Origin of the sequence: Bradyrhizobium sp. WU425, assembly GCF_021052305.1 — a bacterium.
Lineage (GTDB): Bacteria > Pseudomonadota > Alphaproteobacteria > Rhizobiales > Xanthobacteraceae > Bradyrhizobium > Bradyrhizobium canariense_D.
In genome coordinates, this window is record NZ_CP088089.1 from 6,548,335 (window position 1) to 6,574,678 (window position 26,344).

Annotated in this window: 21 protein-coding genes, 1 tRNA gene and 5 pseudogenes; 14 read left to right on the plus strand and 13 right to left on the minus strand. The window is 61.6% G+C overall.

The window, feature by feature from the left end; all coding sequences use genetic code 11:
- Nucleotides 1-6: 6 nt before the first annotated feature.
- The 3 genes from BcanWU425_RS31590 to chpT form a co-directional block, all read right to left on the minus strand.
- Nucleotides 7-477, minus strand: coding sequence for a chemotaxis protein CheW (locus BcanWU425_RS31590; protein ID WP_085409211.1), 471 nt, complete (start codon nt 475-477; stop codon nt 7-9).
- Nucleotides 478-508: 31 nt separating this feature from the next.
- Nucleotides 509-3,343 carry a hybrid sensor histidine kinase/response regulator gene (locus BcanWU425_RS31595; RefSeq protein ID WP_204513699.1) on the minus strand — a complete coding sequence of 945 codons (2,835 nt, stop codon included), beginning with the start codon at nt 3,341-3,343 and terminating at the stop codon, nt 509-511.
- 198 nt (nt 3,344-3,541) lie between these two features.
- A complete protein-coding gene (chpT, locus tag BcanWU425_RS31600) occupies nt 3,542-4,195 on the minus strand; it encodes a histidine phosphotransferase ChpT (RefSeq protein ID WP_018458347.1) in 654 nt (217 codons plus the stop codon).
- 171 nt (nt 4,196-4,366) lie between these two features.
- Here chpT and BcanWU425_RS31605 point away from each other — a divergent pair, with 171 nt between their 5' ends.
- Nucleotides 4,367-5,194: a 3'(2'),5'-bisphosphate nucleotidase CysQ family protein gene (locus BcanWU425_RS31605; protein ID WP_085348586.1), complete on the plus strand. Its 828-nt coding sequence runs from the start codon at nt 4,367-4,369 to the stop codon at nt 5,192-5,194.
- A 14-nt stretch (nt 5,195-5,208) separates the two neighbouring features.
- On the opposite strand, the gene BcanWU425_RS31610 is transcribed toward BcanWU425_RS31605, so the two are convergent.
- The gene (locus BcanWU425_RS31610; protein ID WP_204513698.1) at nt 5,209-5,694 is read right to left on the minus strand and encodes a YHS domain-containing (seleno)protein; all 486 of its coding nucleotides are present in this window, start codon (nt 5,692-5,694) and stop codon (nt 5,209-5,211) included.
- A gap of 139 nt (nt 5,695-5,833) precedes the next feature.
- Between BcanWU425_RS31610 and BcanWU425_RS31615 the strand changes: the two genes are divergently transcribed.
- From BcanWU425_RS31615 to BcanWU425_RS31625, 3 genes are all read left to right on the plus strand, one after another.
- Nucleotides 5,834-6,439 (plus strand): DUF1134 domain-containing protein, encoded by a 606-nt coding sequence (locus BcanWU425_RS31615; RefSeq protein ID WP_018458350.1) that lies wholly within the window; start codon nt 5,834-5,836, stop codon nt 6,437-6,439.
- A 119-nt stretch (nt 6,440-6,558) separates the two neighbouring features.
- Nucleotides 6,559-7,857, plus strand: coding sequence for a hypothetical protein (locus BcanWU425_RS31620; protein ID WP_018458351.1), 1,299 nt, complete (start codon nt 6,559-6,561; stop codon nt 7,855-7,857).
- Between the two features lie 156 nt (nt 7,858-8,013).
- Nucleotides 8,014-8,088 (plus strand) — tRNA-Val (locus tag BcanWU425_RS31625).
- 1,002 nt (nt 8,089-9,090) lie between these two features.
- On the opposite strand, the gene BcanWU425_RS31630 is transcribed toward BcanWU425_RS31625, so the two are convergent.
- Nucleotides 9,091-9,297 carry a hypothetical protein gene (locus tag BcanWU425_RS31630; RefSeq protein WP_231188869.1) on the minus strand — a complete coding sequence of 69 codons (207 nt, stop codon included), beginning with the start codon at nt 9,295-9,297 and terminating at the stop codon, nt 9,091-9,093.
- Between the two features lie 520 nt (nt 9,298-9,817).
- Here BcanWU425_RS31630 and BcanWU425_RS31635 point away from each other — a divergent pair.
- From BcanWU425_RS31635 to BcanWU425_RS31655, 5 genes and pseudogenes are all read left to right on the plus strand, one after another.
- Entirely contained in the window at nt 9,818-9,991 is a 174-nt protein-coding gene (locus BcanWU425_RS31635; RefSeq protein WP_231188871.1) for a hypothetical protein, read from the plus strand.
- A gap of 202 nt (nt 9,992-10,193) precedes the next feature.
- Nucleotides 10,194-11,141 carry a hypothetical protein gene (locus BcanWU425_RS31640; protein ID WP_231188874.1) on the plus strand — a complete coding sequence of 316 codons (948 nt, stop codon included), beginning with the start codon at nt 10,194-10,196 and terminating at the stop codon, nt 11,139-11,141.
- 169 nt (nt 11,142-11,310) lie between these two features.
- Nucleotides 11,311-11,671, plus strand: a pseudogene (locus tag BcanWU425_RS31645) (hypothetical protein).
- A 37-nt stretch (nt 11,672-11,708) separates the two neighbouring features.
- Nucleotides 11,709-12,614: pseudogene (gene ligD, locus BcanWU425_RS31650) on the plus strand (non-homologous end-joining DNA ligase).
- On the plus strand, nt 12,614-12,835 hold the full coding sequence (locus BcanWU425_RS31655; protein WP_231188878.1) for a hypothetical protein: 222 nt from the start codon (nt 12,614-12,616) through the stop codon (nt 12,833-12,835). The pseudogene ligD and the gene BcanWU425_RS31655 overlap by 1 nt, the downstream one beginning before the upstream one ends.
- A gap of 820 nt (nt 12,836-13,655) precedes the next feature.
- On the opposite strand, the pseudogene istB reads toward BcanWU425_RS31655, so the two are convergent.
- The 3 genes and pseudogenes from istB to BcanWU425_RS31675 all read right to left on the minus strand — a co-directional run bounded on the left by istB (nt 13,656) and on the right by BcanWU425_RS31675 (nt 16,862).
- Nucleotides 13,656-14,515, minus strand: a pseudogene (gene istB / locus BcanWU425_RS31660) (IS21-like element helper ATPase IstB).
- Nucleotides 14,515-15,764, minus strand: a pseudogene (gene istA, locus BcanWU425_RS37765) (IS21 family transposase). The pseudogenes istB and istA overlap by 1 nt, the downstream one beginning before the upstream one ends.
- Before the next feature lie 144 nt (nt 15,765-15,908).
- A complete protein-coding gene (locus tag BcanWU425_RS31675) occupies nt 15,909-16,862 on the minus strand; it encodes a hypothetical protein (RefSeq protein WP_085383167.1) in 954 nt (317 codons plus the stop codon).
- 344 nt (nt 16,863-17,206) lie between these two features.
- Here BcanWU425_RS31675 and BcanWU425_RS31680 point away from each other — a divergent pair, with 344 nt between their 5' ends.
- Nucleotides 17,207-17,383, plus strand: coding sequence for a hypothetical protein (locus tag BcanWU425_RS31680; RefSeq protein WP_158091660.1), 177 nt, complete (start codon nt 17,207-17,209; stop codon nt 17,381-17,383).
- Nucleotides 17,384-18,440: 1,057 nt separating this feature from the next.
- On the opposite strand, the gene BcanWU425_RS31685 is transcribed toward BcanWU425_RS31680, so the two are convergent.
- The 3 genes from BcanWU425_RS31685 to BcanWU425_RS31695 form a co-directional block, all read right to left on the minus strand.
- Nucleotides 18,441-19,193, minus strand: a complete 753-nt coding sequence (locus tag BcanWU425_RS31685) for a hypothetical protein (RefSeq protein WP_231188881.1) — start codon at nt 19,191-19,193, stop codon at nt 18,441-18,443.
- Nucleotides 19,190-19,468, minus strand: a complete 279-nt coding sequence (locus tag BcanWU425_RS31690; RefSeq protein ID WP_231188886.1) for a hypothetical protein — start codon at nt 19,466-19,468, stop codon at nt 19,190-19,192. The genes BcanWU425_RS31685 and BcanWU425_RS31690 overlap by 4 nt, the downstream gene beginning before the upstream one ends.
- 359 nt (nt 19,469-19,827) lie before the next feature.
- A complete protein-coding gene (locus BcanWU425_RS31695; RefSeq protein WP_231188893.1) occupies nt 19,828-20,103 on the minus strand; it encodes a hypothetical protein in 276 nt (91 codons plus the stop codon).
- Nucleotides 20,104-20,604: 501 nt separating this feature from the next.
- Here BcanWU425_RS31695 and BcanWU425_RS31700 point away from each other — a divergent pair.
- A complete protein-coding gene (locus tag BcanWU425_RS31700) occupies nt 20,605-21,123 on the plus strand; it encodes a hypothetical protein (RefSeq protein WP_231188894.1) in 519 nt (172 codons plus the stop codon).
- 229 nt (nt 21,124-21,352) lie between these two features.
- Here BcanWU425_RS31700 and BcanWU425_RS31705 read toward each other — a convergent pair whose 3' ends face one another.
- Nucleotides 21,353-22,081, minus strand: a complete 729-nt coding sequence (locus tag BcanWU425_RS31705) for a recombinase family protein (protein WP_231188895.1) — start codon at nt 22,079-22,081, stop codon at nt 21,353-21,355.
- 493 nt (nt 22,082-22,574) lie between these two features.
- On the opposite strand from BcanWU425_RS31705, the gene BcanWU425_RS31710 reads away from it, so the two are divergent.
- The 3 genes from BcanWU425_RS31710 to BcanWU425_RS31720 all read left to right on the plus strand — a co-directional run bounded on the left by BcanWU425_RS31710 (nt 22,575) and on the right by BcanWU425_RS31720 (nt 24,819).
- Nucleotides 22,575-22,835 carry a hypothetical protein gene (locus BcanWU425_RS31710; protein WP_231188896.1) on the plus strand — a complete coding sequence of 87 codons (261 nt, stop codon included), beginning with the start codon at nt 22,575-22,577 and terminating at the stop codon, nt 22,833-22,835.
- A 378-nt stretch (nt 22,836-23,213) separates the two neighbouring features.
- Nucleotides 23,214-23,903 carry a hypothetical protein gene (locus BcanWU425_RS31715; protein ID WP_231188897.1) on the plus strand — a complete coding sequence of 230 codons (690 nt, stop codon included), beginning with the start codon at nt 23,214-23,216 and terminating at the stop codon, nt 23,901-23,903.
- A gap of 694 nt (nt 23,904-24,597) precedes the next feature.
- The gene (locus BcanWU425_RS31720) at nt 24,598-24,819 is read left to right on the plus strand and encodes a hypothetical protein (RefSeq protein WP_231190926.1); all 222 of its coding nucleotides are present in this window, start codon (nt 24,598-24,600) and stop codon (nt 24,817-24,819) included.
- Between the two features lie 50 nt (nt 24,820-24,869).
- Here BcanWU425_RS31720 and BcanWU425_RS31725 read toward each other — a convergent pair.
- Nucleotides 24,870-26,306: pseudogene (locus BcanWU425_RS31725) on the minus strand (ISL3 family transposase); the annotation flags it as partial.
- Nucleotides 26,307-26,344 lie beyond the last annotated feature (38 nt).

The following is a 26,344-nucleotide window of genomic DNA, read 5'->3' on the forward strand; positions in this document are numbered from 1 at the left end:
GGCGTATCAAGCCGCCATCATATCGGGCGCGAGCTCGAGGACGCGATCGACGTCGAGGACGACCATGAGCTGGCCGTCGAGACGGTGGACACCGCCGGCGAGCTTGGCCATGCGGGGGTCGAGATTGACGGGGTTTTCTTCCATGCCGTCCTCGGCGAGCCGCAGCACTTCGCCGATCTGGTCGATCAGCAGACCATAGGATTCACCGCGCAGGTCGACGCCGACCGCCATCGGGATCTTGCCGTCCTCGGGCTTGGGCAGGCCGAGCCGGGCGCGCATGTCGACCACGGTGACGATGCGGCCGCGCAGGTTCAGCACGCCCGCGATCTCGCGCGAGGACAGCGGCACGCGGGTGACGCGCTCGGGCATGAACACGTCCTGGACGCGGGAGATCGGCAGGCCGAACAGCTGGCCGCCGATCATCGCGGTGACGTATTCGACCATGGCGCCTTCGCCGGACTGGGTCTTCTTGGTCATGTGCGTATCTCCTGATCCATCCCGCTGGGGTTTAGGCGGCTGCGCGGCTCAGCTCGGAGGCGCCGGCGGCGCTCGCGGTCTGTTCCTTCAGCGCCGCGATCAGACCGGGACGGTCGAACTTGGCGACATAGTCGTGGAAGCCGGCCTGGCGGCCGCGCTCGATCGCCGCCGGCGACACCAGCGCGGACAGCCCGATGATCGGCATCGCGCCCAGATTGCTGTCGGAGCGAATGGTCTCGGCAAACTCGAACCCGTTCATGTCGGGCATCTCGATGTCGGTCAGGACCACGTCGAAGCTCTGCGCGCGCAGCGCCGCCAGGCCCTCCTGCGCGGTCGGCGCGGTGCGGACGCGGTAGCCGGCGGCCTTGAGCACCGGGGCCAGCATGTTGCGGAAGAACGCCGAATCGTCGACCAGCAGCACCGATTGCGAGTGCAGCGACGGCTTCATCTCCTTGCGGGTGAACCAGTCGGAGAACGCCATCGGCAGGAAGTGGCCGACGTCGATCACTTCGGTGGCCTGGCCCTTGATCACGGCCGAGCCGAGAATGCCGGAGGAGGATCCGCCGACCTCGATGTTGAGCCGTTCCTCGACGATGTCGATGATCTCGTCGACGACGAGGCCCATGGAGCGGCCGTCGTCGGAGAACACCAGGATCGGCTGGGCGCCCTGGCTCGCGATGGTGACGCTCTCCATGGCAACGAGCGGCATCAGCTGCTCACGGTACTGCACCATGTAGCGGCCGTTCGAGAACTCGATCTTGTCGGCCGGGAGCTCTTCCAGGCGCGTGACGAGCCCGAGCGGGACCGCCTTGGGCTGGGACGAGCCGGCGCGGAACACCAGCAGCGAGGTGGTCTGCTCGCCCGATCCGATGCTGTGCGTCCCGTTCTCGTTGTTCATGTCATGGGCCGAAGAGCCGGCGGCGCCGAGCGCCTTGGCAATGCCGTTGGGGTCGATGATCATGATGACCGCGCCGTCGCCCAGGATGGTATTGCCCGAGAACATGTCGATGTGGCGCAGCTTCGTCGACATCGGCTTGACCACGATTTCTTCGGTGTGGAACACGCCGTCGACGACGATGCCGAAGGTCTGGCTGCCGACCTGCGTCACCACGATGAAGCCGTTCTCGGGATCGGAGACGGCGCCGTCGTCGATCTTGAGCAGCTTCTTGAGATGGATCAGCGGCAGCAGCTTGTTGCGCAGCCTGAGAACCGCGGTGTCCTTGATGCGCTCGATGCGGTGCTCCGAGTTGGCGCGGGCTCGCACCAGCTCGACCACGGAGAGCTGCGGGATCGCAAAGCGGTCGCCGGCGGCTTCCACGATCAGCGCGGAGACGATGGCGAGCGTCAGCGGGATCTTGATGGTGACGGAGGAGCCTTCACCGGCGACCGACTTGATGTCGATGGTGCCGCCGATCTGGTCGATATTGGTGCGCACCACGTCCATGCCGACGCCGCGCCCCGACACCGAGGTGATGGCGGCCGCGGTCGAGAAGCCCGGCGCGAAGATGAACTTGTGGATCTGGGCTTCGCTCATCTTCTCGAGCTCGGCCTCGGTGACCAGACCTGAGGAGATCGCCTTGGCCTTGATCCTGTCGGTGTTCAGGCCACGGCCGTTGTCGGCGATGCAGATGATGATGTGGCCGCCCTCGTGATAGGCGGACAGGCGAATGGTGCCCTGCTCGCCCTTGCCGCCGGCGAGACGCTCGGCCGGGGTCTCCAGGCCATGGTCGGCGGAGTTGCGCACCATGTGGGTGAGCGGGTCCTTGATCAGGTCGAGCACCTGGCGGTCGAGCTCGGTGTCGGCGCCGTGCATCTCCAGCTCGATCTGCTTGCCGAGTTCGCTCGAGAGGTCGCGAACGATGCGGGGCAGCTTCTGCCAGGCATTGCCGATCGGCTGCATGCGCGTCTTCATGACGCCTTCCTGCAGCTCGGCGGTGACGTTGGACAGCCGCTGCAACGGCACCTTGAACTCGGTGTCCTCGTTGCGGCGGGAGATCTCCAACAGCTGGTTGCGGGTCAGCACCAGCTCCGAGACCATGGTCATCAGATGCTCAAGCGTATCCACGTTGACGCGGATCGACTGGTTGGCGATGCTGGCTCCCTCGGCGGCGCCCTCGTCGGCGATCGGCTTCTTCGGCGCGGCCTTGTCCTTCGCCTTGGTCTCCTTCGCGGCTTCCTTGGCAACAGGCACCGGGGCTTCAGCGGCCGGCGGAGGCTCCGCCTTGACTTCGGCCTTGGCAACCGGGGCCGGCACTTCGATCGCGGTCTCGCGGAAGGCACGCTCGAGCTCGTCGAGCGAGACTTCGCCCGGACGCAGCGGACGCTCCAGGCTCTGGTCGGCCAGCACGCCGGAGGTCGGCGCGGCTTCAACGGCGACAGGCGCGTCCGGCACCAGCGGCGGCGCTTCGGCAACGGCAGCAGCAGCGCCGGCCGGCATCGGCTGCGCCGAGCCTGACGCGATCGGCTGCGCCGACGCTGACATAGCCGCCATGCCCTGCTCGACCATCGCTTCCAGCTTGTCGATGAGATCGCGGTCGGTGCCCTCGGGCTCGGCTTCGGTCGCCTCCAGCCCGGCCAGAATTTCCTTGATGCGGTCGATCGAGGACAGGATCACCGTCACCGCCTGCCCCGTCACCGGCATGCCGTCACGGAATTTGCCCATCAGCGTCTCGCCGGCATGCGCCAGCGCTTCCAGTCGTGGCAATCCGAGGAAGCCGCACGTGCCCTTGATGGTGTGGACCAGCCGGAAGATGTTATCCAGGATCTTGGCGTTGTTCGGCTCCTGCTCGAACTTCACCAGCTGATTGTCCACGGTGTCCAGGCTCTCGCTGGTTTCCGTCAAAAACTCCCGCAACAGATCATCCATGAAAACAGGCCTTCATACAGGGAGGGCGCGCACACAAGACGTGATGCGCCAATTCGGAATGGGGCCAGCTTCACCGCAAAGCGTTTAATAATGGTTGAGTATGTGGAAAAGAACGGAACCAACAAAGAGATAAGGCGCTCCGGACAAGCCGAAGCGCCTCGTAAAGATTTGATTAAGGTCTGAGGAGCGACGGCGTGTCTACGACGCGATAATGGTGATGGCCTCGCCTTCGTGCGCGAGCCTCACGGTCAGCCCGCAAGCCTCTGCCAACAGCCGCGTATAATAAGGCTGGATCGCATGTGCATCCGCAGCCGGGCCGCGCTCGCCGCTCAGGAGCTCGGAGATGTTCTGCGGCAGGCGCGCATTATGTCCGGTCGCGGTGATGCGGAAGCTCATGGTCTCGCCCTCGCCGATCGGATCGATCGTCAGCGTGCCGCCGCGCGGGATCGTGTGCTGCGAAACGACCAGCATGTTGAGCAGCAGCTTGACGCGATTCTTCGGCAGCAAGATCCGCGGCAGATTCCAGGTGATCGAGCACTTGCCGTCCTCGATGTGGCCGCGCGCCATGGTCTGGGCATCGCCGAGATCGATCTGCGCGCCGGACGAGCCGGCCGCACCAAAGGCGAGGCGGCAGAACTGGAGGCGAGCGGAGGCGGTTTTCGCGCTCTTGCGTATCAAGTCGAGTGCGAACTCGCGGTCGTCGGGCTTGGGATCATCGTCGAGCACTTCGAGCCCATTGACGATGGCGCCGACAGGGCTGATGAGATCGTGGCAGACCCGCGAGCACAGCAGCGCAGCGAGTTCGAGCGCATCTGGAGCGGTGGCGGTAGCGGGTGACGATGCGTCAGACATAAAGGGTTCCTGGAATTGCACGGCGCGGACGCGGCGAATCAAGCATGCTTGACGAATGCCGCAGGTTCTAACATTCGCTGGCACGTGGCAGCTAGCTTCCGATCGGTTCGAAGCGGCCCTAATGCCGCGGCGAATCACTCGCTTAGGGATGGAATTGCCGATGAATGAGGCATGCAGGTGAAGCGGATCATCGACGGCGCGGCCGCCTCCCACCTGATGGAGCCGCTCACCGCGCTGGTGGTGAAGGCCGGCGAAGCCATCCTCGCGGTCAACCGCGCGGCGATGCGGGTCGACGGCAAGCAGGATGGCTCGCCGGTGACCGAGGCCGACCTTGCCGCCGACCGCATCATCGCGGACGGGCTGGCACAGCTTGCGGGCGACATCCCGACGCTCTCGGAAGAGCGGACCCAGCTCGCCTCGCCGCCGTTCCGCGCCAGCTTCTTCCTGATCGACCCGCTCGACGGCACCAAGGAGTTCGTCGCCGGGCGCGACGAGTTCACCGTCAACCTTGCCCTGGTGACATCGGGCGTGCCGCTGCTGGGCATCGTCAGCGCGCCGGCACTCGGGCTGCTCTGGCGCGGCATCGTCGGCCGTGGCGCCGAGCGCGTCGGGTTCGACGGCGCAACCATCGGCGCTGCCGAGCCGATCCATACCCGCAAGCTGCCGCCCCTGGGCGAACCCTGGATCGCCGCGGTGAGCCGCTCGCATGGAGATCCCCGAACCGAGGCGTTCATCGATCATCGCCCCAGCGCCGTCAGAAAGGCGGTCGGCTCGGCCGTGAAATTCGGACGGATCGCGGAAGGCAGTGCCGACATCTACCCCCGCTTCGGGCCCACTTGTGAATGGGACGTCGGGGCCGGCTACGCGGTCGTGACCGCGGCCGGCGGCAGCGTGACCGACGGCAAGGGCGGCGCGCTCCGCTTCGGCGAGCGGCACGATGGCGGCTTCATCATCCCGGAGTTCATTGCCTGGGGTGACCCGCAGGCGGCAAGACTCTGAGGTCGTAAAGGGGCCTACTGGCTGAGCTTGTCCTGGAGGGCGGGCCAGCGCTTGCCCACCTCATAGAGGAAGCGCTCGGGATTGGCGGCGAAGGCGTCGCGATTGGCTTCCCGGCTGAACAGATAGAGCCGCTGCGCCGCGATCGCGAAGAAGCGGGGGTTACCGGCGATGATGACGCCGCGGGCGATATCGACCGGATCGTAGCCGCCGAACTGCGGCCCGTAGACCTCGGGATGGGCGAGGAAAGACGCCCGGTTGCCCTCGTTCCGAAAGCGCCAGACGGCGCCCCACAGGTTCGCCTCGAACTCGGCCGTCCCCTGCACGGCCGTGCCAGCGACGAAATAGGCCACGGGGTCGAAGCCCTCGACCGCCACGCCACTGAAACGGTTGACGACGATCCGCTCGGTGGTGGCCGCCTGCGCCGGCAACCCCGCGCAGAGGATCCAAATGCCCGACAGCATGCAGACCAGAAGGCCGATCAAGGCAATTCCGGGGCGCAAAGGGCTGGCTTCCTGCCGTTGTGCCGTCATAGTTGCTGCGGATAACATCCGAGTCGAGGGGACATCCGGCGCAACCTAGAGCCGCGCCTGTTGGCGCCAGGTTAAGGAAGCGACCGGATTCGATACCAGGGGTTCTTTTATGACTTTCGCATCACGCCTTGCCGCAGTCGCGCTTGCCGCGATGGTCGGGTGGATCAGTCCGGCTTCCGCCCAGCAGCCGCCGCCGCCCGACTTGCCGCCGCCGCAGCGGACCCAGACGCCCAGCACCTATGGGCCGGACGAACTCGTGAACGCCGGGCATCGCTTCTTCGGCAACGTCTCGCGCGGTCTCGCCTCGATCATCGAGAAGGCGGTCAGCCAATGGGGCCTGCCCAACGGCTATATCCTCGGTGAGGAAGGGTCCGGCGCTTTCGTCGCCGGCCTGCGCTACGGCGAAGGCACGCTCTACACCAAGAACGCAGGTGACCTCAGGGTCTACTGGCAGGGTCCCTCGCTCGGCTTCGACTGGGGTGGCGACGGCGCGCGCACCATGACGCTGGTCTATAATCTGCCCGCCACCAACGCGATCTACCAGCGCTTCGCCGGCCTCGACGGCTCGGCCTACATCATCGGCGGCTTCGGCATGACGGCGCTCACCGCCAACAACATCGTGCTGGTGCCGATCCGCTCGGGCCTCGGCCTGCGGCTGGGAGCCAATATCGGCTATTTGAAATTCACCCCGCGCGCGACCTGGAACCCGTTCTAGCGTTCCGCTTTCCCCTCCGGCGACGGATCAAGGTTAACGACATGTCGGGGCTGGCTTTTTGCCGGCCCCGCATGCAATGTCCTTGGTAAATTTTTCCTTAGCTTTGGGAGTTCTGGCCCATGGTCGAACCGATCATGTACCTGGCGATCGGTTTCCTGCTCTCGATGCTGTGCGGGCTCGCGATCGTGCCGCTGGTGCATAACCGCGCCGTGCGCCTGACCACGCGCCGGCTCGAGGCCGCCACGCCGTTGTCGATGGCCGAGATCCAGGCCGACAAGGACCAGCTCCGCGCCGAGTTCGCCATGTCGGCGCGACGGCTGGAGATGAGCGTCGACCAGCTCAAGAACAAGACCACGAGCCAGCTCGCCGAGCTCGGCAAGAAGAGCGACGCCATCAACCGCATGAAGATCGAGCTCGGCGAGAAGAACGCCACGATCTTCGCGCTCGAAGCGCGCGAGAAGGCGGTGAAGGAGCAGCTCCGCGCCACCGAAGAGGAATTCAACACCAAGACCGCAGCCCTGCGCGCCGCCGAGCTCGCGCTGACCGACAAGCAGGGCGAGCTCGCAAAGATCAATTCCGAACTGTCCGACCGCTCGATGATGGCGGAGAGCCGTCAGGTCGAGCTGGTCGCGGTCCGTGCGCAGATCGAGGAGCTGAAGCACCGCGTCGGCGACGCCGAAAAGGAATTTGCCGCGACACAGGCGCGGCTGGCGCAGGAGCGCACCGAGTCCGAGACCGCTTCGCGCGAGCTCGGCGACGCCCGCGGCCGCGTCGAGAACCTCAGCCAGCGCGTCACCGACCTCGATCGCCAACTCATCGTGCAGGTGAAAGAGGCCGAGATGTTGTCGGGCCGCGTCGGCGATCTCGAGGGACGCCTTGCCACGCAGGGCAAGCTGCTCGCCGAACGCGACTATGAGAACAACCAGCTCCGCCAGGCCAACGAGGCCAATGAGCGCATCATCAAGGAGCTGCGCGTTGAGATCGCGGCGTTGAGCGGCGGCAAGTCCTCGGCCGCAATGGAATCGATCCGCGCGGAAAAGACCGCGCTCGAGGAGCAGCTGCGCACCGCCCGCGACGAGCGCGCCAAGCTCCAGCGCGACATCAACGCGATCCAGCAACAGGCCGAGAGCTCCTGGGCGACCGAGCGGATGGAGAACGCGCTGCTGCGCGAACGCATCAACGACATCGCAGCCGAGGTGGCCAAGCTCGCGATGCAGCTCGAAGGGCCGAACTCGCCGATCGAGGCCCTGCTCGCGGCGGAGGCCGGCCAGCCGCCGAGGCCGGCGCCACGCCCGGCCAACGACGCCCCTGCCAACGGCACCGCCGCAGGCACCCTGCCCGAAGGCGGCGGAACACTGGCCGAACGCATCCGCGCGCTCCAGGCCCACGCCTCCCGCGCCCGCCAGCAGGGCGCGTAAGCGGCCCCAAGATGGTCTGACCGCCGAATTGCGGGTCCGGGGGAAGGTTTTCCGGCCCGGCAGCGCCTCGAAACTTGACACCTTCGGCCTGCACTTCTAAATCGCGGGCTCCAAAGCATCGGCGGCCGAAACTCGGGTCGCCTGCATGATGGTTTCGGGTGCATAGCTCAGCGGGAGAGCGTTCCCTTCACACGGGAGAGGTCCAAGGTTCGATCCCTTGTGCGCCCACCATTTCTCCAGCATTTTTAGTGACTTAGCGACTTGCTTCCCCTACATTGTGCCCCGAAAAGTCTGGGGCACAACCCGGGCACGCTGCAAAAAAGATCATCCCTCTACCTTCGCCCGCCGCTCCCGGCCCCACGGCAAACAAGAAAGCTCGTCGATCTTTCACCACGAGACGCGTCGTCGCGCGACCTTTGGGCACGGGTTTCGTTGGCGCTCGATAGGCGCGAGCAGGTTGTGCTCGAGGCAACCTTCGCCGAGGTACCACGGAGGAAGGTATAGTGGTCCCGCCGAGTCCTTTGAGGCTCCGCTCTTGCCGCTCATTGGCTGGGTTGTCCACTAACGCCATGAGTTGCCGCCGCGTCGGCTCGGCAATGTCGCTCGAAGTGGTTCTCGAGACCACGTCGCCAGAGCAGATAGTGCTGGTTTCCAGTGACGACCTGCCGTCCGGTGAGGGACACCACATAGGGCCGCCTTCAATCATCAGGTTGCCAGCTCATGCACTGCTTCTCCGCCAGCTGTTGCCATAAGCCTCGCGCCCGACTTAGTTCGGACGGCTGGCGCTGGTGACGACTACGACGAGAGCCCTGTGGCAATATTGTAAGCGATAAGGACCAACGGAGCCGGGAGTTCGCTTTCGGCATCCCCTACCTCGGGGCCGGCTTATGGTCATCGCTCTTCCAGATCGTGGTGCTACTCGGGCGTATTGACCGGTTGCCGTGCCGTAGTGCTCGCATGGCTCGCAACGAAGGGCCCAGTTCGCCCCTTCCTGGATCACGACCGATTATCAAGCCTGCATCGAGCATTGGCGGATCGGGTCTCACCAGCTCCGTGGTGCTCACACCCGCATTCAGATCAACTGCCGTGTCGGAGTCTGGTTCAAGCAGTTCTCGCAGGCGCTCGATGCGTGCGAACCGGAATGGATGGACTGGTTTGATCATCGGGCTAGGCCCCTCGGGTCGAATGCGAGCAATCGGATGATGAAAACGATGAGCGCGCGACAGGTGATGCTCATGAGTCGAGCTGTCGGTTCTCCGCCGAATGCCAGTCCGCGCCATGGAGGCGGATCATCTCCCGACGGGACCGCTCGATGAAGATGCGCTCAACGCAAAAGCCGGCTGCAACTGAAGCCGCCAGCGCAAGGCCATAGGCCATATAGTCGTTCATGAAATTCCAAAACATGTTGCAGCCGGCAACTCCCACAAAAGTAAGTGCCATGATCAAATTCCGAAATGCCTTAACCATCCTGCCCCCAGTAAGTCGGCGAAGGAACTTTTACCATTGCAACCACGGCGATTGGCAGCGTTTGACCCTTGTGATGAGCCGTCTTTCTGCTCGATCAGCCTGGGTCCGGCCGCGCTGCCGACCGGCGTGGGGCTCGCTCCTATTAGTTAAGAGGGCACCCGGGAACGGAGCAGTGATAGCGACGCCGGCATACTTCATCACGGCGGGCCCTTTCTCGAGTGCCCCCGGTGAGGAGCTCCGAATCCCTTCCCGCGAGGGTCTACGCCGCATGGCGTGCGCCGTTGTGGCGTGGAGAAGAAGGGCGCATTCGAACTATGGAGCCTGCTGGTTACACGATAGCCCGTACGTCTTCCCGTCCACTCGGGGCAAGGGCGACAAGCCGATTGACCGACATGCCCTGTCGCAAGCTGTGCGCCGTCTCCGGCTGAAGTTGAAAATGGCCGAATGGTCTCCGCATGACGCGCGCCGGTCAGCCACGACCTGGGCGCGGACGATGGGAATCCCGCGCGACACGACGGAGGCGCTCACGCATCATGCCATTGTCGGCAGCGGAAAGACCTATGACCGTTACGACATGCAGGCTGAGAAGCGGCAAGCAGTGGATGCCATTGCGGACTATATTTCGCGCACACGACGCAGCGATGCAGCCACCAAAGAAGCGGCTTAGTGCAGCATGCGTCAGGTCTGCTGACGTATATATAAATCAAGTGTCAGTGGAAGACTGCGCGATTCCTCCTTTCTTACTATTGCTTCAAAAGGCAGACGCACCACATAGCTGCAGCTAGGGGGCCTACACAACTTTCCGATTTTTGCCCAGATCGCCTCAGCTCACGACCGTCCGAGACGACGGCCGTGCATAGGAGCGTGCATTGCCGTACGAAATCGATTTCCTCCGGGCTGGTGACAGCAATGGCGACGCTATTGTCGTCCGATGGGGCGATACCAAAGACAGCGCATTTTACATCAACATTGTGGATGGCGGCTTTACCGACACTGGCGAGCAGATCATTTCCCACGTCGAGCGGTACTACGCGAAGCCCGCCAACATCGCCAATGTCGTCTTGTCCCACGCAGACAATGATCACGCGTGCGGCCTGATAAAGGTGCTCCAACATGAGGGCTTTACCATCCACACGCTCTGGATGAACCGCCCCTGGGACTACGTGGACGAAGTGCTCGATAAGTTTCACGGCGCCTACACTCGTGAGGGCCTCGTCAAGCGAATGCGGGAAATGCATCCCTATCTGGTGGAGATGGAAACAATTGCGGCCGAGCGAGGCATCCAAATCCGTGCACCTCTGCAAGGTGCTCAGATAGGTGCTTTCAAAGTCTTGGCTCCTAGTCGTGAACGCTACGTTCGTCTCATTCCTGATCTCGACAAGACCCCCACAGCTTACCGGAGTGACACGGCCGGACTCGGATCGGTCTTCGGAAGCGCTTTGCGCAACGTGGTCGAAAAAATAAAGAAGCGTCTCGACCTCGAAACGCTGGACAACAACCCTCCAAGCACCTCCGCTTCGAACGAGACTTCGGTAGTTCAGATGGGGACATTCGGTACTAAGAGCATCCTGCTGACCGCCGATGTTGGTCCAGACGGGCTTAACGAAGCAGCCGACTACGCTGAGAACAATTTTCCCAGTCTTCAGCCAACTCTCGTTCAGATTCCTCATCATGGCAGCCGACGCAACGTCACCCCGGCAGTCCTCAACCGGTGGCTCGGCGCGTTCCCAGCTCAAGGTCGCGGCAACGCAATCGCATCTGTAGGCAAAAACGAAGATATCTACACTCGTGTTCGCACGTGTTCATGCGCGGAATAAATACCTTGAGATAGCTCAAGGTAAGCACCTGCGGAACACAAGAACTGAGGCCGCCTCAATAGGCGGCCTCTTTCATGGTTGGTCCCGGTCCTGGCTCAGCCAGCCAGAAGGAGCGGCCGGAACGATCCGCCAGCCGGACAATTGCTCCTCTTTGAGTAGGAGTTGCGTCATGCGTCATGCGCCGTCGATCGTGCCGCTGGATCGGCTCGATCGGGGACATTTACCTCGTCTTGGAAGGCTTCGGCGCCCGCGCCGGCTGCTCCTAGCGCGAGACCGACGAGCAGGACACCAACGTCGAGACCATCATCCGCGACCTGATGTCTGGCCAGTACGCCTATCCAGTCCGCATCGTCGCCTTCAATACGACTTAGGGCTGGTCTCGCGATGCCACCAGCGAGATCGCCGACGAGTTTGCCGAGCGCGTCACAGGGCGCGCCGAGATCACGCCAGCCTTACAGGCGTTGATCGAGGCCAACGCTTCCAGGCCGTTTGCCGTTCAACTGGCGCTGCCTCTACGGGGAGCCGCCTGACCTCAATCTGTAATCTGATGTTGCGTGGAGTCTGTGAGTGGCGTCCCAGCGTAAGAAGGTCGTGCCGATCGGGGTGAAGACGCCGTATCCCGGCTTCACCGAGCCTCTGCTGGCCGAGCAAGTCGAGCGGGTTCCTCGCGGTGACCGCTGGCTGCATGAGATCAAGTACGACGGCTACCGCGCCCAGCTCCACGTCGTTGGCGAGGAGATCAAGGTCTTCACCCGGCGCGGCCACGACTGGACCAGGCGGTTTCGCAAGATTCCCGATCAAAGCCAGCTCCGCCATCGTCGACGGCGAGATCGTCGTCCCCGGTGAAGGCGGCAAGACGGACTTCTCGCAGCTCCAGAACAGCCTGAGGGGCCGTGCCCAGAACATCATCATGGTGGCGTTCGACCTGCTGTACTTCAAAGGTCGAGACCTTCGCCGCTTGCCCTGGACAAGCGCAAGGCGATTCTCAAGGAGCTGATTTCCGACACGCCTATCCAGTACAGCGAGCACCTCGAGATGGACGGCGCCGAACTCTATCAGCGTGCCTGCCAAGCCGGACTGGAGGGCATCGTCTCCAAGGTGGCGGACTCACCTTATCTCGGCGGGCGCGGCGACTACTGGGTCAAGACGACCTGTGCTCATCGCGAGACCCTGGCCATCGCTGGCTTCGCCCTGGACGGCAGCAAGTGGGACGGCATCTTCCTGGGTCGGCGCAATGGCGAGGACCTAGTCTAGGCCGGCAAGGTCGACCATGGCTTCGACAAGTCGGCAGAGGCCGAGCTGCGGAAGCGGCTTAAGCCGCTGATCCGGAAGACGCAGCCCTACGCCAAGCGCGTCGCGCACAAGGGCATCTGGGTCGAGCCCAAGCTACTCGCTGAGATCGAGTACCGGGGCAAGTCGGCCGAGGGCAAGGTCCGGCATCCATTCTTCAAAGGCCTGCGGGAGGACCTGTGATGGCTCGCCTGACCCCAGCCGAGCAAATCGAACAGAGCTACGACCTCGCCATGATGGCGCTGGCCGACTACCTCACGCACGAGAGCGACGCGGAGGCGACGGTCGACCGGCTGATCCGCATCCTCGATCGCGACGGGCTTCGCGATGCCATCACCGAGGTCTTGGTCGACGCGCGCGTGCATCCGAGGCCAAGATCGGATGGCCCGAAGGTTGATCCATGAACTGCGCCGCCTGCGAAGACACTGGCTGGGTCTGCGAAGCCCATCCAGACCGCTCTTGGGATGGGCCGCACGCCTGCGGCTGCGGCGCAGCCGGCGACCCTTGCCCACACTGCAATGCCTCCTCGGAAGACGACCGACCGCGACCGCCAGCGGGCTTCCGGTTCAGCTTCGGCCTATTGGCGGATTTGGCCCAGTTCTTCCGGAAGAGATAGGCGGCGAGCCTCCGAGGTCACTTACGCAAAGGCGTGGTGAGCGTCTAGCTTCGCTCGCTATTCCGCGCAGCTAATTCCTGGTCCAACTCCTTCAAGCGAACGATCAGATTTTCCACTATCTCCATGCAATCGGAATGCCGCAATGACCGCACGCCCCGCGCGGCGAGCTCTTGCTCCAATATAGTCGCCACGATGCCTTGGATGCTCACAAATCGTCCCCCGGAAAACACTGCGTCGTCAGATACGGGTCAAAAAAGAATTGGGTTCGCTCAAGAGAAAGGCCGCAGCGTGGTTCCAGCCCCACTGCGGCCATCCCGGGCAAATTAAAAAGTGGTACTCAAAATCTCGCCGGTGTTCCGACGGTAGAACACTCCGTTCCGAAAATGGACTCCGTACAACTACCGGAGACACATTGTCATTCTGGGGCGAACATGGCACTGGTCATGCTTCAGCCCCAATGCTCCCGGCTGCCAATTCAATTGCGGTTCAGAGCGCCGGGAGTGCCGCTGGGCGACGCCGATCAAGTCGGCCCCCGAGCGAACAAAAGCTGTCAAACGCCATCGGAACTGCCCCCTTTGCGTCATGAAGAACTGCCCCCACCCTCGGTTTCATGATGTCGTTTGATGGTTGTTTCCGCCGGTGACGGGACGGAGGGAGGCGGAGCCGACCGGAGGGCCGTCACCGGCGGGCGGCGCCTTGATGAGGCCGCTCTTCCGTTTGGCGCGGAGCCGGTAGCTGTCGCCGCGGATCGTCAGCACGTGGCTGTGGTGCAGGAGCCGGTTGAGGATCGCGGTGGCGACCACGGGATCGGCGAACACGGTGCCCCATTCGGCAACGCTGCGGTTCGACGTGATCAGCATGGCACCGCTTTCGTAACGGCGGCTGACCAGTTGGAAGAACAGATGCGCGGCGTCCGGCTCCAGCGGCAGATAGCCGAGCTCGTCAACGATAAGCAGCTTTGGCTTCGCCAGCGCGAGCAGCTTCTCGTCAGGCGCCGCTCGCCATGCGCCTTGGCCAGGCCCGCGACGAGCGTCGTCGCCGTGGTGAACTGCACGGTGTAACCGGCCAGGATCGCTTCTCGCCCGAGTGCGATCGACAAGTGCGTCTTACCGACGCCCGGCGGGCCGAGCAGCAGCACATTCTCGCCGTTGGCGATCCAACGTGACGCGGCCAAGTCGCGGATCTGCTTGGGATCGATCGAGGGCTGCGCCTCGAAGTCGAAGCCTGCGAGCTCCTTTACGGCCGGGAAGTGTGCAAGCTTCAGCGCCATATCGATGCGACGATGATCCTTGCGCGCGATCTCACGTTCGCACAGCAGGATCAGCGTCTCACGCGCCGACAGGTTCGCGCGCGCAGCCTCGTCGAGCAAACTATCAAGCTGATCGCGGATGCCGGAGAGCTGCAATCGCGCCAGCATGGCATCAAGGGGATCAGTCGGTGCTTCGGTTGCCTTCTTTGCGCGCGTCATCAGAAGCTTCCCCCGATCACGGCTTCGTATTCGGCAAGCGGACGCAACAATGAATGCGGGGGAGACGATTCCTGCACCGCCGCTGCAATCTCCGGGCGGCGGACCGCGCCATTGCGCCCGGCAACACCATCGAGATGGATCGGATCGACGATCCGCAGCCGGCGCCCCTTCGATTGCTCGTGAACCGCGACCTGGTGCACGCCATGGCGGATCCGCACCTCGCCGGCCGCGACGGTCACCGCGACCCGCTCACCAATAAGGCGCCACGGTACCGAGTAACTGTTGGTGTCGATCTCGATGGCACAATCATTGCCGACGATCCGGGTTAGCTCGCGCAATGATCCGAACGAGGGCCGCCCGCCGAGCGGTTTTAACCGGTGGGCCTCGTCTCGTGCGAAGCGGATGATCGGTGCTTCGCCGGTCGTGCCGTGGATACGGACGTTCGCAACCTCTCGCTCCCACCTGGCGAGATGGGCCTCAAACGCTTCCCAACTTGCAAAGGAATGACCTGCGATCGCGTTCTTCTTCACATAGCCAACGCCATTCTCCGTCTTGCCCTTTGTGCGTGCCCGATATGGTGCGCAGGCGCGAGGACGGAAGCCCCAGTGCTTCGAGAAGGCAATCAGCCTGTCGTTGAACTGAACCGACCGGCTCACCGCGTCGTGGCGCACCACAAGTGCGCGTGGGTTATCCATCAGCACTTCCTCGGGTACACCGCTGAAGGTGGTGAATGTGCTCTCGAGCCCGGCAAACCAGTGTTCTTGCTTTTCGGCCGGAACGCTCGCACATGGAGCCGTCGCGAATGTCCGAGCGTCGCCACGAACACGAATGCCTTGACCTTCGTTCCGCCGATCTCGACCAGACGCTCCCCGAAGTCGATTTGCAGCTGGCGACCCGGAGGTGTCTCGAACCGCGTCGTCGCAAGCGCCTCCGCCTTCAGCGCCTGCCGATAAGGCTGCACCGTGCGCTGCAGCGTTCGCCGGCTGACGGTCACGCCTTTCTCATTCAATAGATCCTGGCGCACCACGTCCGCATTGCCACGATGGCGAATGAACCTCTCACGCAGCCAGCCCTCAAGGCCATGGAGCCGTTGCGGCCTCTCGGGCGACTTAAACGGCTTCACCCCGCCCGCCGCCACATAACCCTTCACCGTGTGATGGCTGCAGCCCAGCTCGCGCGCAATCCGCTTCAGCCCCCATCCGCACGCCCTCAGGCGCAACATCTCCGCCACGTCATCCGGCGTCTTCATTACCTGCCCCCGTGGATCAACTCCACGACGAGCCTCTAGTGATTCGCTCCTCGTTCATTTGCTCTCTCCTTGGCTACCCAAGGAGGGGGCAATTCCTCATGGCGCCGAGGGGCAGTTTTCCATGGCGCGCGACAAAAGCACGCCTCAGGTGAGGCGTGGAATATCCTTGCGGGATTGGATCGCCGCTATTGCAAGTTGGGTGAACGAGGGCGGCAGAAGGCCTTGCCGCTCTTTTCCGCCCAGATAGCCCGGCAAACAATTCGGAATATAATGCTCGCGAGCCCACCGCCGAAATTCGGGAAGCGAAGCGTCGGGGTAGCACCAAACGTGTTGGGGGTTGGACGCTGACTGCGGGAAGTTTGGGGGATATTCGTGATCGTATTTGATGCGAGGCCCAAACAACGCGTCAAGCTCGCCATCGGTCCAGTGCTTGCCCCACTGAATCCCCACGCTGCCGTCTGGAATGAAAGAAGGCCCCACCGGAGCGCCGCCACGGATCAGCGTCACGATCAAATCAGCAATTTCCTTGAAGATGCTGAAGTGCCCCGCCGGCACGCTATCGTAAACCAGCGATACTCGGTCGTGGAAGAGCTGCCAAGCTATCGGGATTTGCTGGGACGGGTCGTAGCCGGTTTGAGTGTAGATAAAGTCTTGCAGCGCGCTCCCGGCGAGGATGCGGAAGTTCTTCCGGGCTTCTTCGCGGGCATTGTTGCCGGCCTCGAATGCATAGTATTCGAGGATCGCCAAGCTGACCTTGTCAGGGTAGGCAAACATTGGTTTGCCTTCCACAGTCAGAACAAGGTGCGGTGACTCTACGGTGATACCGCGACTGGCAAGAAGCTCTTTGACCGCTTTGATCCTGGGCTTCTGATCGGGCTCATTCCACTGCGAACTGATCGTCCCGATATGGGCATTCTCGACGCCGCAAAGGCGGGCCAAGCCGCGTTGATTTAGGAACGGCGTTCCGTCCTTGAGGACGCCCATTCCGATACCTTGGATCTCCGTCTGTTTGTCGATCTCAAGGGGCAGTGAGCCCTGCTTTTGGTTGATTTGCAATTGGCCCGGCTTCGGCGGCAGGCGACTGAAATCCTTGGACATTCGTTGATTTCCTCGGAGGGACGAATCAGCCGGCGGGCTGGTTGCGGCAACCTACACCGCAACCACCCAATGTTCCTCATATGCTAGAGTTATCCCTGCTTTCCCCCTGGCTCACCGTAAACGTCCGGCGCCGATCTGCGGGTCTCGGTGGGCAGCGCGGGCGCTACAGCGAGCACTGCGGGGGCGATACCGGATCGCGCTGGAGACGGTAAAGGACCCCTTCGCGCGCAAGCATCTGGAAGCCATGGAACGGAGCTACCGGACGTTGGCTGCTAGCGAACGAGCGCTCCGGAAGTCTGACTGACCCGCGGACGCGCTGGCCCAGCGCGCGGTCGACAGCGACGATGAAGCGGGCCGCCCTTGAGGGCTTCCTCAGCGCCAACGGGACCAGGCGCTTTGACAAGCAGCTCACGTTGCCGCTGAAGCGGCACAGCATGATGGTCCGGAAGGGCAAGCCGGCGGGCGCGCGCCGCAAACCGCTGGCGCACGAACCAGCGCACCGGGAATTGACTCGCGATTAAGACCCCATTCGGCGCATACTCGTTCCATCGCCGGCGTCCGCACCGAGGCATTACCGGTGACTGAGAGTGTTGGGCTCCCGCCTTGAGGGAAGCACCTATGACCCAATCTGAACACCCGCCGCCCGCCTTTGCGCCCATCGCATTGCAGCGCCCCGCCTGTCCGAGGTGCAAATCTTCGATGATGCTGGTCAGTATCGAGCTAGAACGCGCAGGCGTGGACTTGCATACGTTTCAGTGCGCTGTCTGCAATCACGTACTTGCGACCCTTGCCGCGTGCGAAGATCCTATGCACTCCAAAGTGGGCCGATGCCTTCAAGGCGATTTGCCTCCACCGAAGTAGGTGCTGCGTGGATGAACCTGCCGCTTTTCTGGTGGTAATCGCGCGAGCGGCGGACGGACTAGGACCAATGTCTTTGTTTTGTAGCGTTGAGATCGGGATTCGTGAGCAACGCCCGTGCCAACCGATATCGCAGGTTAGCCCTCGCTTCAGGCGACAAGGCTAACGTTGACCTGCTTCTTAAGCTCGCAGATGAATGCGATCGAGGGATTCTCTGCACCGCTGAATGGCGCTTAGCTCCCTACACAAGCGCGCAATCACCAAAGGCGGCCGACGGAAGGTTGCATTTTTTTGCGTGGGAACCTTCAAATGATGGTCGTTGAAAGTGGTTCTTATTCCGGTCGAACGCCCGAGTGAGAACAAGTCGTCACAAGCAGCAACGTTCGGCTGCATTGCCAATCTTTTCCCAAAGTCGGCTCAATCACTTTGAGCGGAGTGCCAATCGCCATAGTGGCACCGGCTGCCACCAGAACAACGGCTGTCAGTGCGAACATTCGAGAGGTCGTCCAATTAGCATTCATGGCGCTTCCCTCCACCTGAAGCGCGCACACTATGCTTGGCTATATCTGCCACTTGTGAACTACTTCACACAATGCGCATCACACCCGCGTGCAGGGGCCCACCAGCGTGAACCGGCGGAGCCTCCGATCGTGAGACATCGATTGGCCGTGATTATGTTCTCGCCGGCCGGGCTGCCCAAGGGGAGAGAGCCCATGTTGCTCAGCAACGTGATCGTAAACGCACCCTTGGGCGTTGCTCGTGAAGGCGAGGCAGTTTCGCGCACGATGCCTTGACTTTGTGCCTGATCTTCCCGATCAGACGCAGCGTCCTCTTCATCTCTTCGGGCACATCTTTGTTGTGACGAAGGATCTGACCTATGAAAACGTTGGCCTCGAAGTGCTTCGTCACGAACGCATCGAACTCAGGATCGAGCTTGCGTTGCCGCTGCAACTTTGGCGCTGTGGTGAGTATCAGGGACCTGTCGGTCTCCCCGCCTCCGGGCGGATGGCCGTTACATATCTGGTTGAAAGTCGCGCCGTTTGCTACCGCTGCTTTGATCTCCTCGACCTTCTCAACGGGCATGGGATGGCCCGCCGCTGCCGCGTAGTGGCATGTTCGGCACCGTCTATGACCGATAGCGTTGACGATCATCACATTGTCTCCCGTCATGCGGTGAAGCCCGTTGAGGCAATACTTTTGTGTCGCAGCACGGCGGCCGCTGTTCTCCTTATGCTTTCTGCTGATGTTCGCCTTGTTGAGTTTTGATACCCGCTTGGCCCATGCGGGGTCCAGAGACCGGTGGACCTCGTAGCGCGACTCGGGCACCAAATACGATTTTGAGTTCGTGTCCGTCAGATCCTTGACGGTTCTGCCCTGACGCAACATTCGCCGTTCGAACATCTCGGACAGCTTTGACGTCATGCCCGGCGCGATACCCCGCCATTTCAGGTCGGCCTTCCTAGGCGTCTTCATTGCTTTGTCCCGTTCAATGCCTTGAGGGGCTTGTGCATGGCGTTTATCTCAACCTGCGGCAGATGCGATCTCGGGTCTAACCCGTGATCGGATATGATCTTCGCGGCCTGCACTTGCAGCGTGGCATGACGCAATATTTGGTCCGCAACTGCTACAACGGCGTTCCCACGCTTTACTTCAGTTTCGATTTGCTCGGCCGTCAGATCCTCGCTTCCGAGCCGCTCCAATTGCGCGAAAAGATGGTCGTTCAGGTCGGTTAGTCTGTTCTTCGTCATTTGATCTTCTCTCACTCTCATGCTTCGGTTTTGTTCCAGCGCCGAGCCGAATCCTGAATCGCGGCTAGCTGGTGGCGCAGATCGCCTTGGGGATTTCACATTGAGGGAGTTGGTATCGTGAGTCGTGGGGCCACCTGATCAAATCACAGGCGGCCCCCGACACGCGTTTAGACGTCAACCCGACTTGGACGGTTGAACAATACTCAATACGGTCGCGGCTTTTGGGGCTTCGTCTGGTTCGGCCAGGAAGCCCGTCACAAGCTGCGTTGCCATCCGCAAGACAATCGGGGCGTCCTCGCTATCTTCAGGAAGTTGGCAAGCGAGCTGGAGTGCATGGCGGCGATGCCAATTGTGCTCTTTCATGCCATCACCGTTTGTGTCCAGTCGCCGCTTCCAATCTGCTCCAGCGACCCGTCCTGATCGGCAATGCCGGAATCGGTGGGATCGCTCTCAAGGTCCCTCCGGTCCCCGATAGCCCAACGGGTTTGATCGCCGCCGCCCATGGACGGATCACAACTGCCGAGCGATGGCTCGTCGTCGGCGTCGTCCTGCTCACAGTGGGTTCCGGCGATGAACTCGCCGCTCACCGTGCGCCATGATTTTTCCTGGTCAATTATCCGTTCGAAAGAACCCAAGGAAGGCTCGGCGTCTTCCGGCTCCTCGTCCAGGCCCTCATCTTCAATATCAGGGTCGATATCACTGGCGTCTCGGTCGTCTGGAAGCGATCGACAGTGACGAGCCGATCGGTGGACGCCCTGAGACTGGCGAGTCTTTGGTTACGGCTCTTCAAAAGGCCGGGGTCGAGTTCATCCCGGAGAACGGCGGCGGCGCGGGTGTGAGGATGAAGAAGCGCGGCACAAAGCGCTGATTTCGAGAAAGCGCATTTGGCCGGTGTACGGCCATCGTTCCTGGGCGCACAAATCGGTCCCGCCGCCGGAGGAAATACTGAGCAAGCATTGTTCGCGTCATGCCCCCCGCGTTTGCCTATGAATCAACCATATTGCTGACCGTTTAGTCAGCGACAGGTTCACATCGGCGGCGACGCGAAGCTTGCGTTGGAACTGAGATTCAGATGCAATGATGTGCGGAGCCGGTTTCGTCATCAGGGGCTCGCATTTTGCGACGCAGCAAAGAAGATGGCTATCTCGCGCAAAGAGCAAGCTATCCTTGGGGTGGGCGGCGCAATGGCCGTCTTGATCGGCCTTGCCCTCACTGCCGAATACTTTACTCCCGGTGAAGGAAAAGCGAGTAGGGTTTATCAGCTGTTTTTGGTAACGTTTGCGGGCAATTGGAGTCCGAGCGAGAAAGTCGATCCACTCTGGAATGCCGTGACGGGATGGCTCGCTCTACTTGTGAACCTCGGTCCTTTGATAGCGTTAGTAGGTATCTTTTGGGTGGTCATAGATCAAAAGGAGCGAACAATGAATGCTCTTAACCTCATTGAGGTCTTGAACGATTTGGTAGAGGTTCAGGTCGCGAAAGCCGTCGCTGACGAACTTCATATCGACGATAAGAATGCCCAGAAGAGGCTGCTAAACGTCGTCTCTCGGACCGTGAAAAAGACGCGGGATGAGTGGGCCGACGGTACTATTGAACGGGTGTTGGGCCCGGAGAGGGCGGCCGAACTGAAGGAACATCTCAACAAAGAAGTTTGACCGCTTCAGCTTTCTCCAGGGGGGCTAATGAGTACCGTCGCGGACGACGCTGTTTACATTGAGGCGCTGGCAAGGAAGCTGAAGTCTAGGGGCTGGACCGATAAGCAAGTGATTGACGAAATCGAGGTTCAGTTCGGTCACCCGAGGTCCGACATCAAGCAACATCTCAAAGGCGCTGGCATTATCCCATAAGCTCGCCCCGCGCGTTCATAATCGCTCTCACCTCGATCTACACCGGCCCCAGAGCTTCTTTCAGGGCCTCCAACGTTCGCTTGACCTGAACCGGGCTCCACCTGCCCTGCCCTCGCGGCGTCGGGATGCCGGCGGCATTTAAGCCGTTCGCAACCGCCTGTAGCGTCACAGCGCCCCGGTCGCGTATCTCCGCGATTGTCGGAGCCAAATCGGCTGCGCGATCGACGGCCCTCATGCGGTTCGCTGCGGCCCCACGCTTCTGGGCGGCCTTGCCGATCCTAACTGGCAGCCCGTCGCTCTTGCGGACGCGTGGGCCTCCCAACGTTTTCCCCCTCGCCTTTGCGGAAGCAAGCGCGGCACGCGTGCGAGCGGAAATCATCCCGGCCTCCAGTTCAGCGACAGCTACCATCTGCTGAAGCAGAAAGCGCCCCGTGGCGCCCTCAATCTGTGGGAGGTCCGCAAACCTCACGTCAACGTTCGCCTCTAGCAGGCGGCTCAGGAAAGCTACGCTGCGGGTCAGGCGATCGACTTTGGACACCACCAGCGGGCAGCGGTGAAGCCGCGCGGCAGCCAAAGCTTTCCCCAGTGCGGGACGATCCGCCCGCCGGCCGCTCTCAACTTCAGTGAACGCCGAGACGATCTGCCAATCACCTCCATTAAGGTAGGTCGCGACCGCTGATCGCTGCGCATCCAGGCCGAGCCCGCTCCGGCCTTGGCGCTCGGTGGACACGCGATAGTAGGCGATGAATTTTCCGCTGGAGACCATTGCCGCACCTGACCGGATGACGCTCAGCCAACTATCCGCTCATTTAACAAGACTGTCAACGACCGTTGACAGAGATGATAATTTCGCTTTGCGGCCAACGAGGGGCCGCGCACTCTTGGCTCATCATGCGGCTTTCAAGCGGCGATCAAAAATCGATCAATCTTGTCGTCTTAAATCCGTGTTAAAGGCGCCCGTCGATGATCAACGCCCGCTTACCTCCCTCATCGAAAAGCTCATGACCAATTTTCTCCAGAAAACCGGTACTTACCAGAGTGACCCTAGCCGAGATTGAACGGATCAAGTTCCGGGCAAGTGGCTTGAACACCCTCGCCGTGGCCGTTGCGAGCGCGGGAGGTCTGACGCCGCTTTTCACATTCGCCTTAGGGAACCCATCAAAATTCGATGCGTACGCTTTGATCGGATTGGGAGTTCTTTGCGGATTTGTGGCTTGGGTCCTACATGAGATAGGATACGAGCAATTGGGAGAGATCGAATGACAGCCGCTTACGTTGCAATGGCCATGCCGCTGCTACTCGGTGTAGCGGCGGCAATCTACGGATATATCGATCTGCGGAGGCTGCGTGCTCGGAAGGCGGCGGCTAAGAACAACCTCTCCTCGCCGTATGCAGTTGCCGATGTTGGCGATCTTGGTCATTACTACGGTGGCGGTGCGCACATCACTCTCCGGCTTGAAGGGCTTGCCGATAGTCTCAAAGAAGCCGATAGGCTCGCCGAACGCACCACCGTACGCTAAACCCGCCATTTAAAGCTCGTCCAAGCCGTCATTTTCACCGCCGACTCGGTAGCTGTCCTTCAGTTCTTCGATGATGGGCGCTGCAATCGAGTTCGAGTCTCAGAGCGGCGACGCAAAAGTCTGGCAGCACGATCGGTTCGTCAAACTTGGCGGACCATGTCATGCCTTCGCTAGCAAGTCCTCGCCTGGCGTCAGCAGGCGCACATAGGTGCCGCTCTCATGCAGCTCCAGCCAGCCCTTCTCGACAGCGCACCTAATGCACAACTGCCGGGTTCATGATCAATTGAAGCCCGAGGCGCCGGCAGGTGCAACAGCTGGGACACCCCACCGCGCGGCCGAATCGCATTAGAGTCGCTCCTGATCTCAAGGAGTGCATCGATGATGCCCGACGACCCGTTCAGCAACCGCACTGAAGACTTCCTGAACAAAGCTTTGAAGGCCGGAGTTGGCTCGCTACCCGTCGTCGGCAGCGCACTTGCCGAGTTTTTCAACTTTGTTGTCGTCGATCCGGCCCAGGAGCGTCGAGATGATTTTTTGCGTGAGACAATGGAGAGGCTGGTCGCCCTCCAGGATAACCATGATCAGCTCTCAGCAGAAGCCCTCCGCAGCAACGAGGCTTTTCAGGCGACGATGCTGCAAGCCGCAAGATTGGCGACGTCGACCGCGTCTGCAGAGAAACGCGAATTGCTTCAGAATGCGGTGCTCAATAGTGCGATCGGGACCATCGACGAGAACGTCAGGCAAATCTTTCTGGAAATGATCGAATCGATGACGCCGATGCACGTTGTCCTGCTCAAATTCCTCAGTAATCCGAAGGAGTCCCCCGAGGCGGTTGCATCGGCAAAGTCAATTATGATGGGGAGCATGGAGCATGTGATCACGGCGGCACTTCCCAAGGTGACCGAAGACAAAGAACTCTTCCGTCGCCTGGTGGGAGATCTCTATCGCTTCGGTCTCACTACCCGCGATAGCTTCGGTGGCATGCAGTCGGGCGGGGATTCGCTACTGAATCCGGCGACAACGCAGATCGGGCGTGGCCTTTTGAACTTCATCGAACGACCGGATTGAATGAGCGGCGCAAGCACGGGTGCGCTTGAGGACATTGAGCGACTCCCTAGCTCGCATCAAGTAGCTCGCAATCTGCTGGCACGAGCACGCTGATCCGATTCGATGTCTGATGTTGGCGGGAAAGCGGAAGAAACTGCTCGCAGCGATTATGTCGCATCCCTGAGGGAGTAGACGACCCGATGCCCATCGGCATCCTGCCAAAAGGAAGAGACCGCCAATCCGTGTTCCTCGCGCGGAACAGGAAAAAATGGCAAAAAAACGGTTATTTCACACAGACTTGATCCGGTGAAGCATCAGCTTCTCTTTCAGTGACGTTCTGGGGAGCTTCACATGTCAATCAAGAGCACGACTATAGCTGCACAAGTCGAACTCCTCAGCGAGCGGATCCGGCGCCTGGCCATCAGATCGCACATTGAGGAGCAATACGAGGAAGTCCTCATTCTGAGAGAGACACTTCGGCTAGCCAACGACAATGCGAGGAAGCTCCGGCCGGTGCGCGCGAAGGACGCGGCCGGTAGCCTTGCTGCGTTACCTTAATCCCAGCTCGCACGTGCAGGTCGCCTGAGCACCGCAGCAGTATCGCGGCTCTTCCCACTGCCCCCCGGAGCTGGGGCCCATTTTTGTTGCGCCTTCCGGCGCCGGTTTCGGAGCTTCAAAAAGACTTTCAGTCATGAAGCAACAAGGAGGGATCCGCATGCCGATCCAAGTTGTGATGGACGATACTGGCGACAGCCGTCACTTTTTCGACGCCAACGATGCACGAGAAGTAGCCAAGGCGGAGCAGCGATTCCGCGAGCTGACGAACGTCGGCTTCACCGCCGCGGTCCGGACCGGTTCAAATCAGGTGTCGCAGATCCGATCGTTCGACCCCACTGCGGAAGAAACTCTCTTCTTCCCCCGGCTGGTCGGCGGCTGAATCGCTGAGCCGTGTGGCTGTTCAGGCGGTCGCGGCCGGGTGAACGCTCACGTGATTGCCGCGTGCACCGCGCCCTTATCGTTGGCGATGCCATTCGCGAATGAGCCTATGAGGCTCCGCTTGGATTCATCAATCCAAGGTTCGAGCTCGACCTCGGCCCTCTTTCGGACCATCGCGTGGAAGCGGCCAACGAGAGCGTGGGCGTCGGCCAGCATAGGAACGCTTTGTTCAATAGCGGCAACCGTGACGGTCTCGGCCTTGGTTAGGTGGTCGCGCTTCGTCGTCATCAACTGCGTTATCGTCCTGGCGGCGGGGACCTTCTGCAATTGTTGACGGCTGATAGTCTCGGCGCGTCGCCGTCGCGTGGCCCATTCCGCCACGACGCGCAGTGATCCCTTAAAGCCTTGCCCTCTCAAACGGCGCCAGAGTTCGGCACCGTTGCGACAGCCGCCTGACCACTGCGCGTCCAGGAACGGCAGGTGCCCATCCAGGGTGCTTTGACGGGTGCGGAAGATATCCGTACCGCCGCCGCGACTAATTTGGCGAACCAGATTGCGACTATGTCCTGTGCGGCGGACGATCTCCTTGAGCGGCACACCGTCGCTGACAAGAGCCGCGATTGCGGCATGGCTGTCCTGGCGCCGCAGATAGCCCTGATAGCGAAGCTTTTCCGCGCAGGTCAGCAGTTTAAGATCGATCCTCGTCGCCCCGATTGCGGTTCGGATTTTGCTCATGGAGCGGCGCACCGCATCAAGGAAGGCCGCGCTCGCGTTTTCCATCAGATGCCAGCGGTCGGCGACCTGGATGGCGTGCGGCAGCGCCTTGGCTGCTGCCTCGCCATATCCACCACCGCGATCTCGCGACACAATGTTGATGCCCGGGTGCTTCGACAACCACGCCTGAACGGTCGCAGTTTCCCTGTCGGGCAGCAAGGTAACGATCCGCCGACGCTCCAAATCGCACACGATGGTCCCGTACCGACGGTTTCTCCGGAACGCCCAGTCATCGATACCCACAACCAGCAATGGATCCGTCGGCATCGCCGTCCGCCGTCGGACGACCCGCAGCAAGGTATCGTTGCTGACAGGCAGCATGAGCCGCTTCGCGAAGCTGGCGGCTGGCCGGCCGCCGAGCGCCAACCCCAGGTGATGGACGATGTGTTCGAGCCGTGCCGCCCGACGCCGCCGAAGCGGAACGACGTCTTCTCCGAACCGCTCCGCGAAGATCTGCCGGCGGCAATGCGGCACCTCGCATGTGAAGCGCCGCGTGAGCAATCGGAGGCGCACCTTCCTGCCCGCTGATGGCAAATCGGCAACGTGCCGTACGTAGCGGCTATGGATGCGGCTCGACGCTGTCGCGCACAAAGGGCACCGAGCCTCCGCAGCTTCCGACCTAACTGCCAGAATAAGCGAATCCATTGAGTCACTTACGCCATCAAACACCAAACCACTCGGTACTAGCGATGAGATCTGAAAGCCCGTCCGCATGGCGCTGATTCTCCGTTTGAGAACCACAGTCGCCGGCA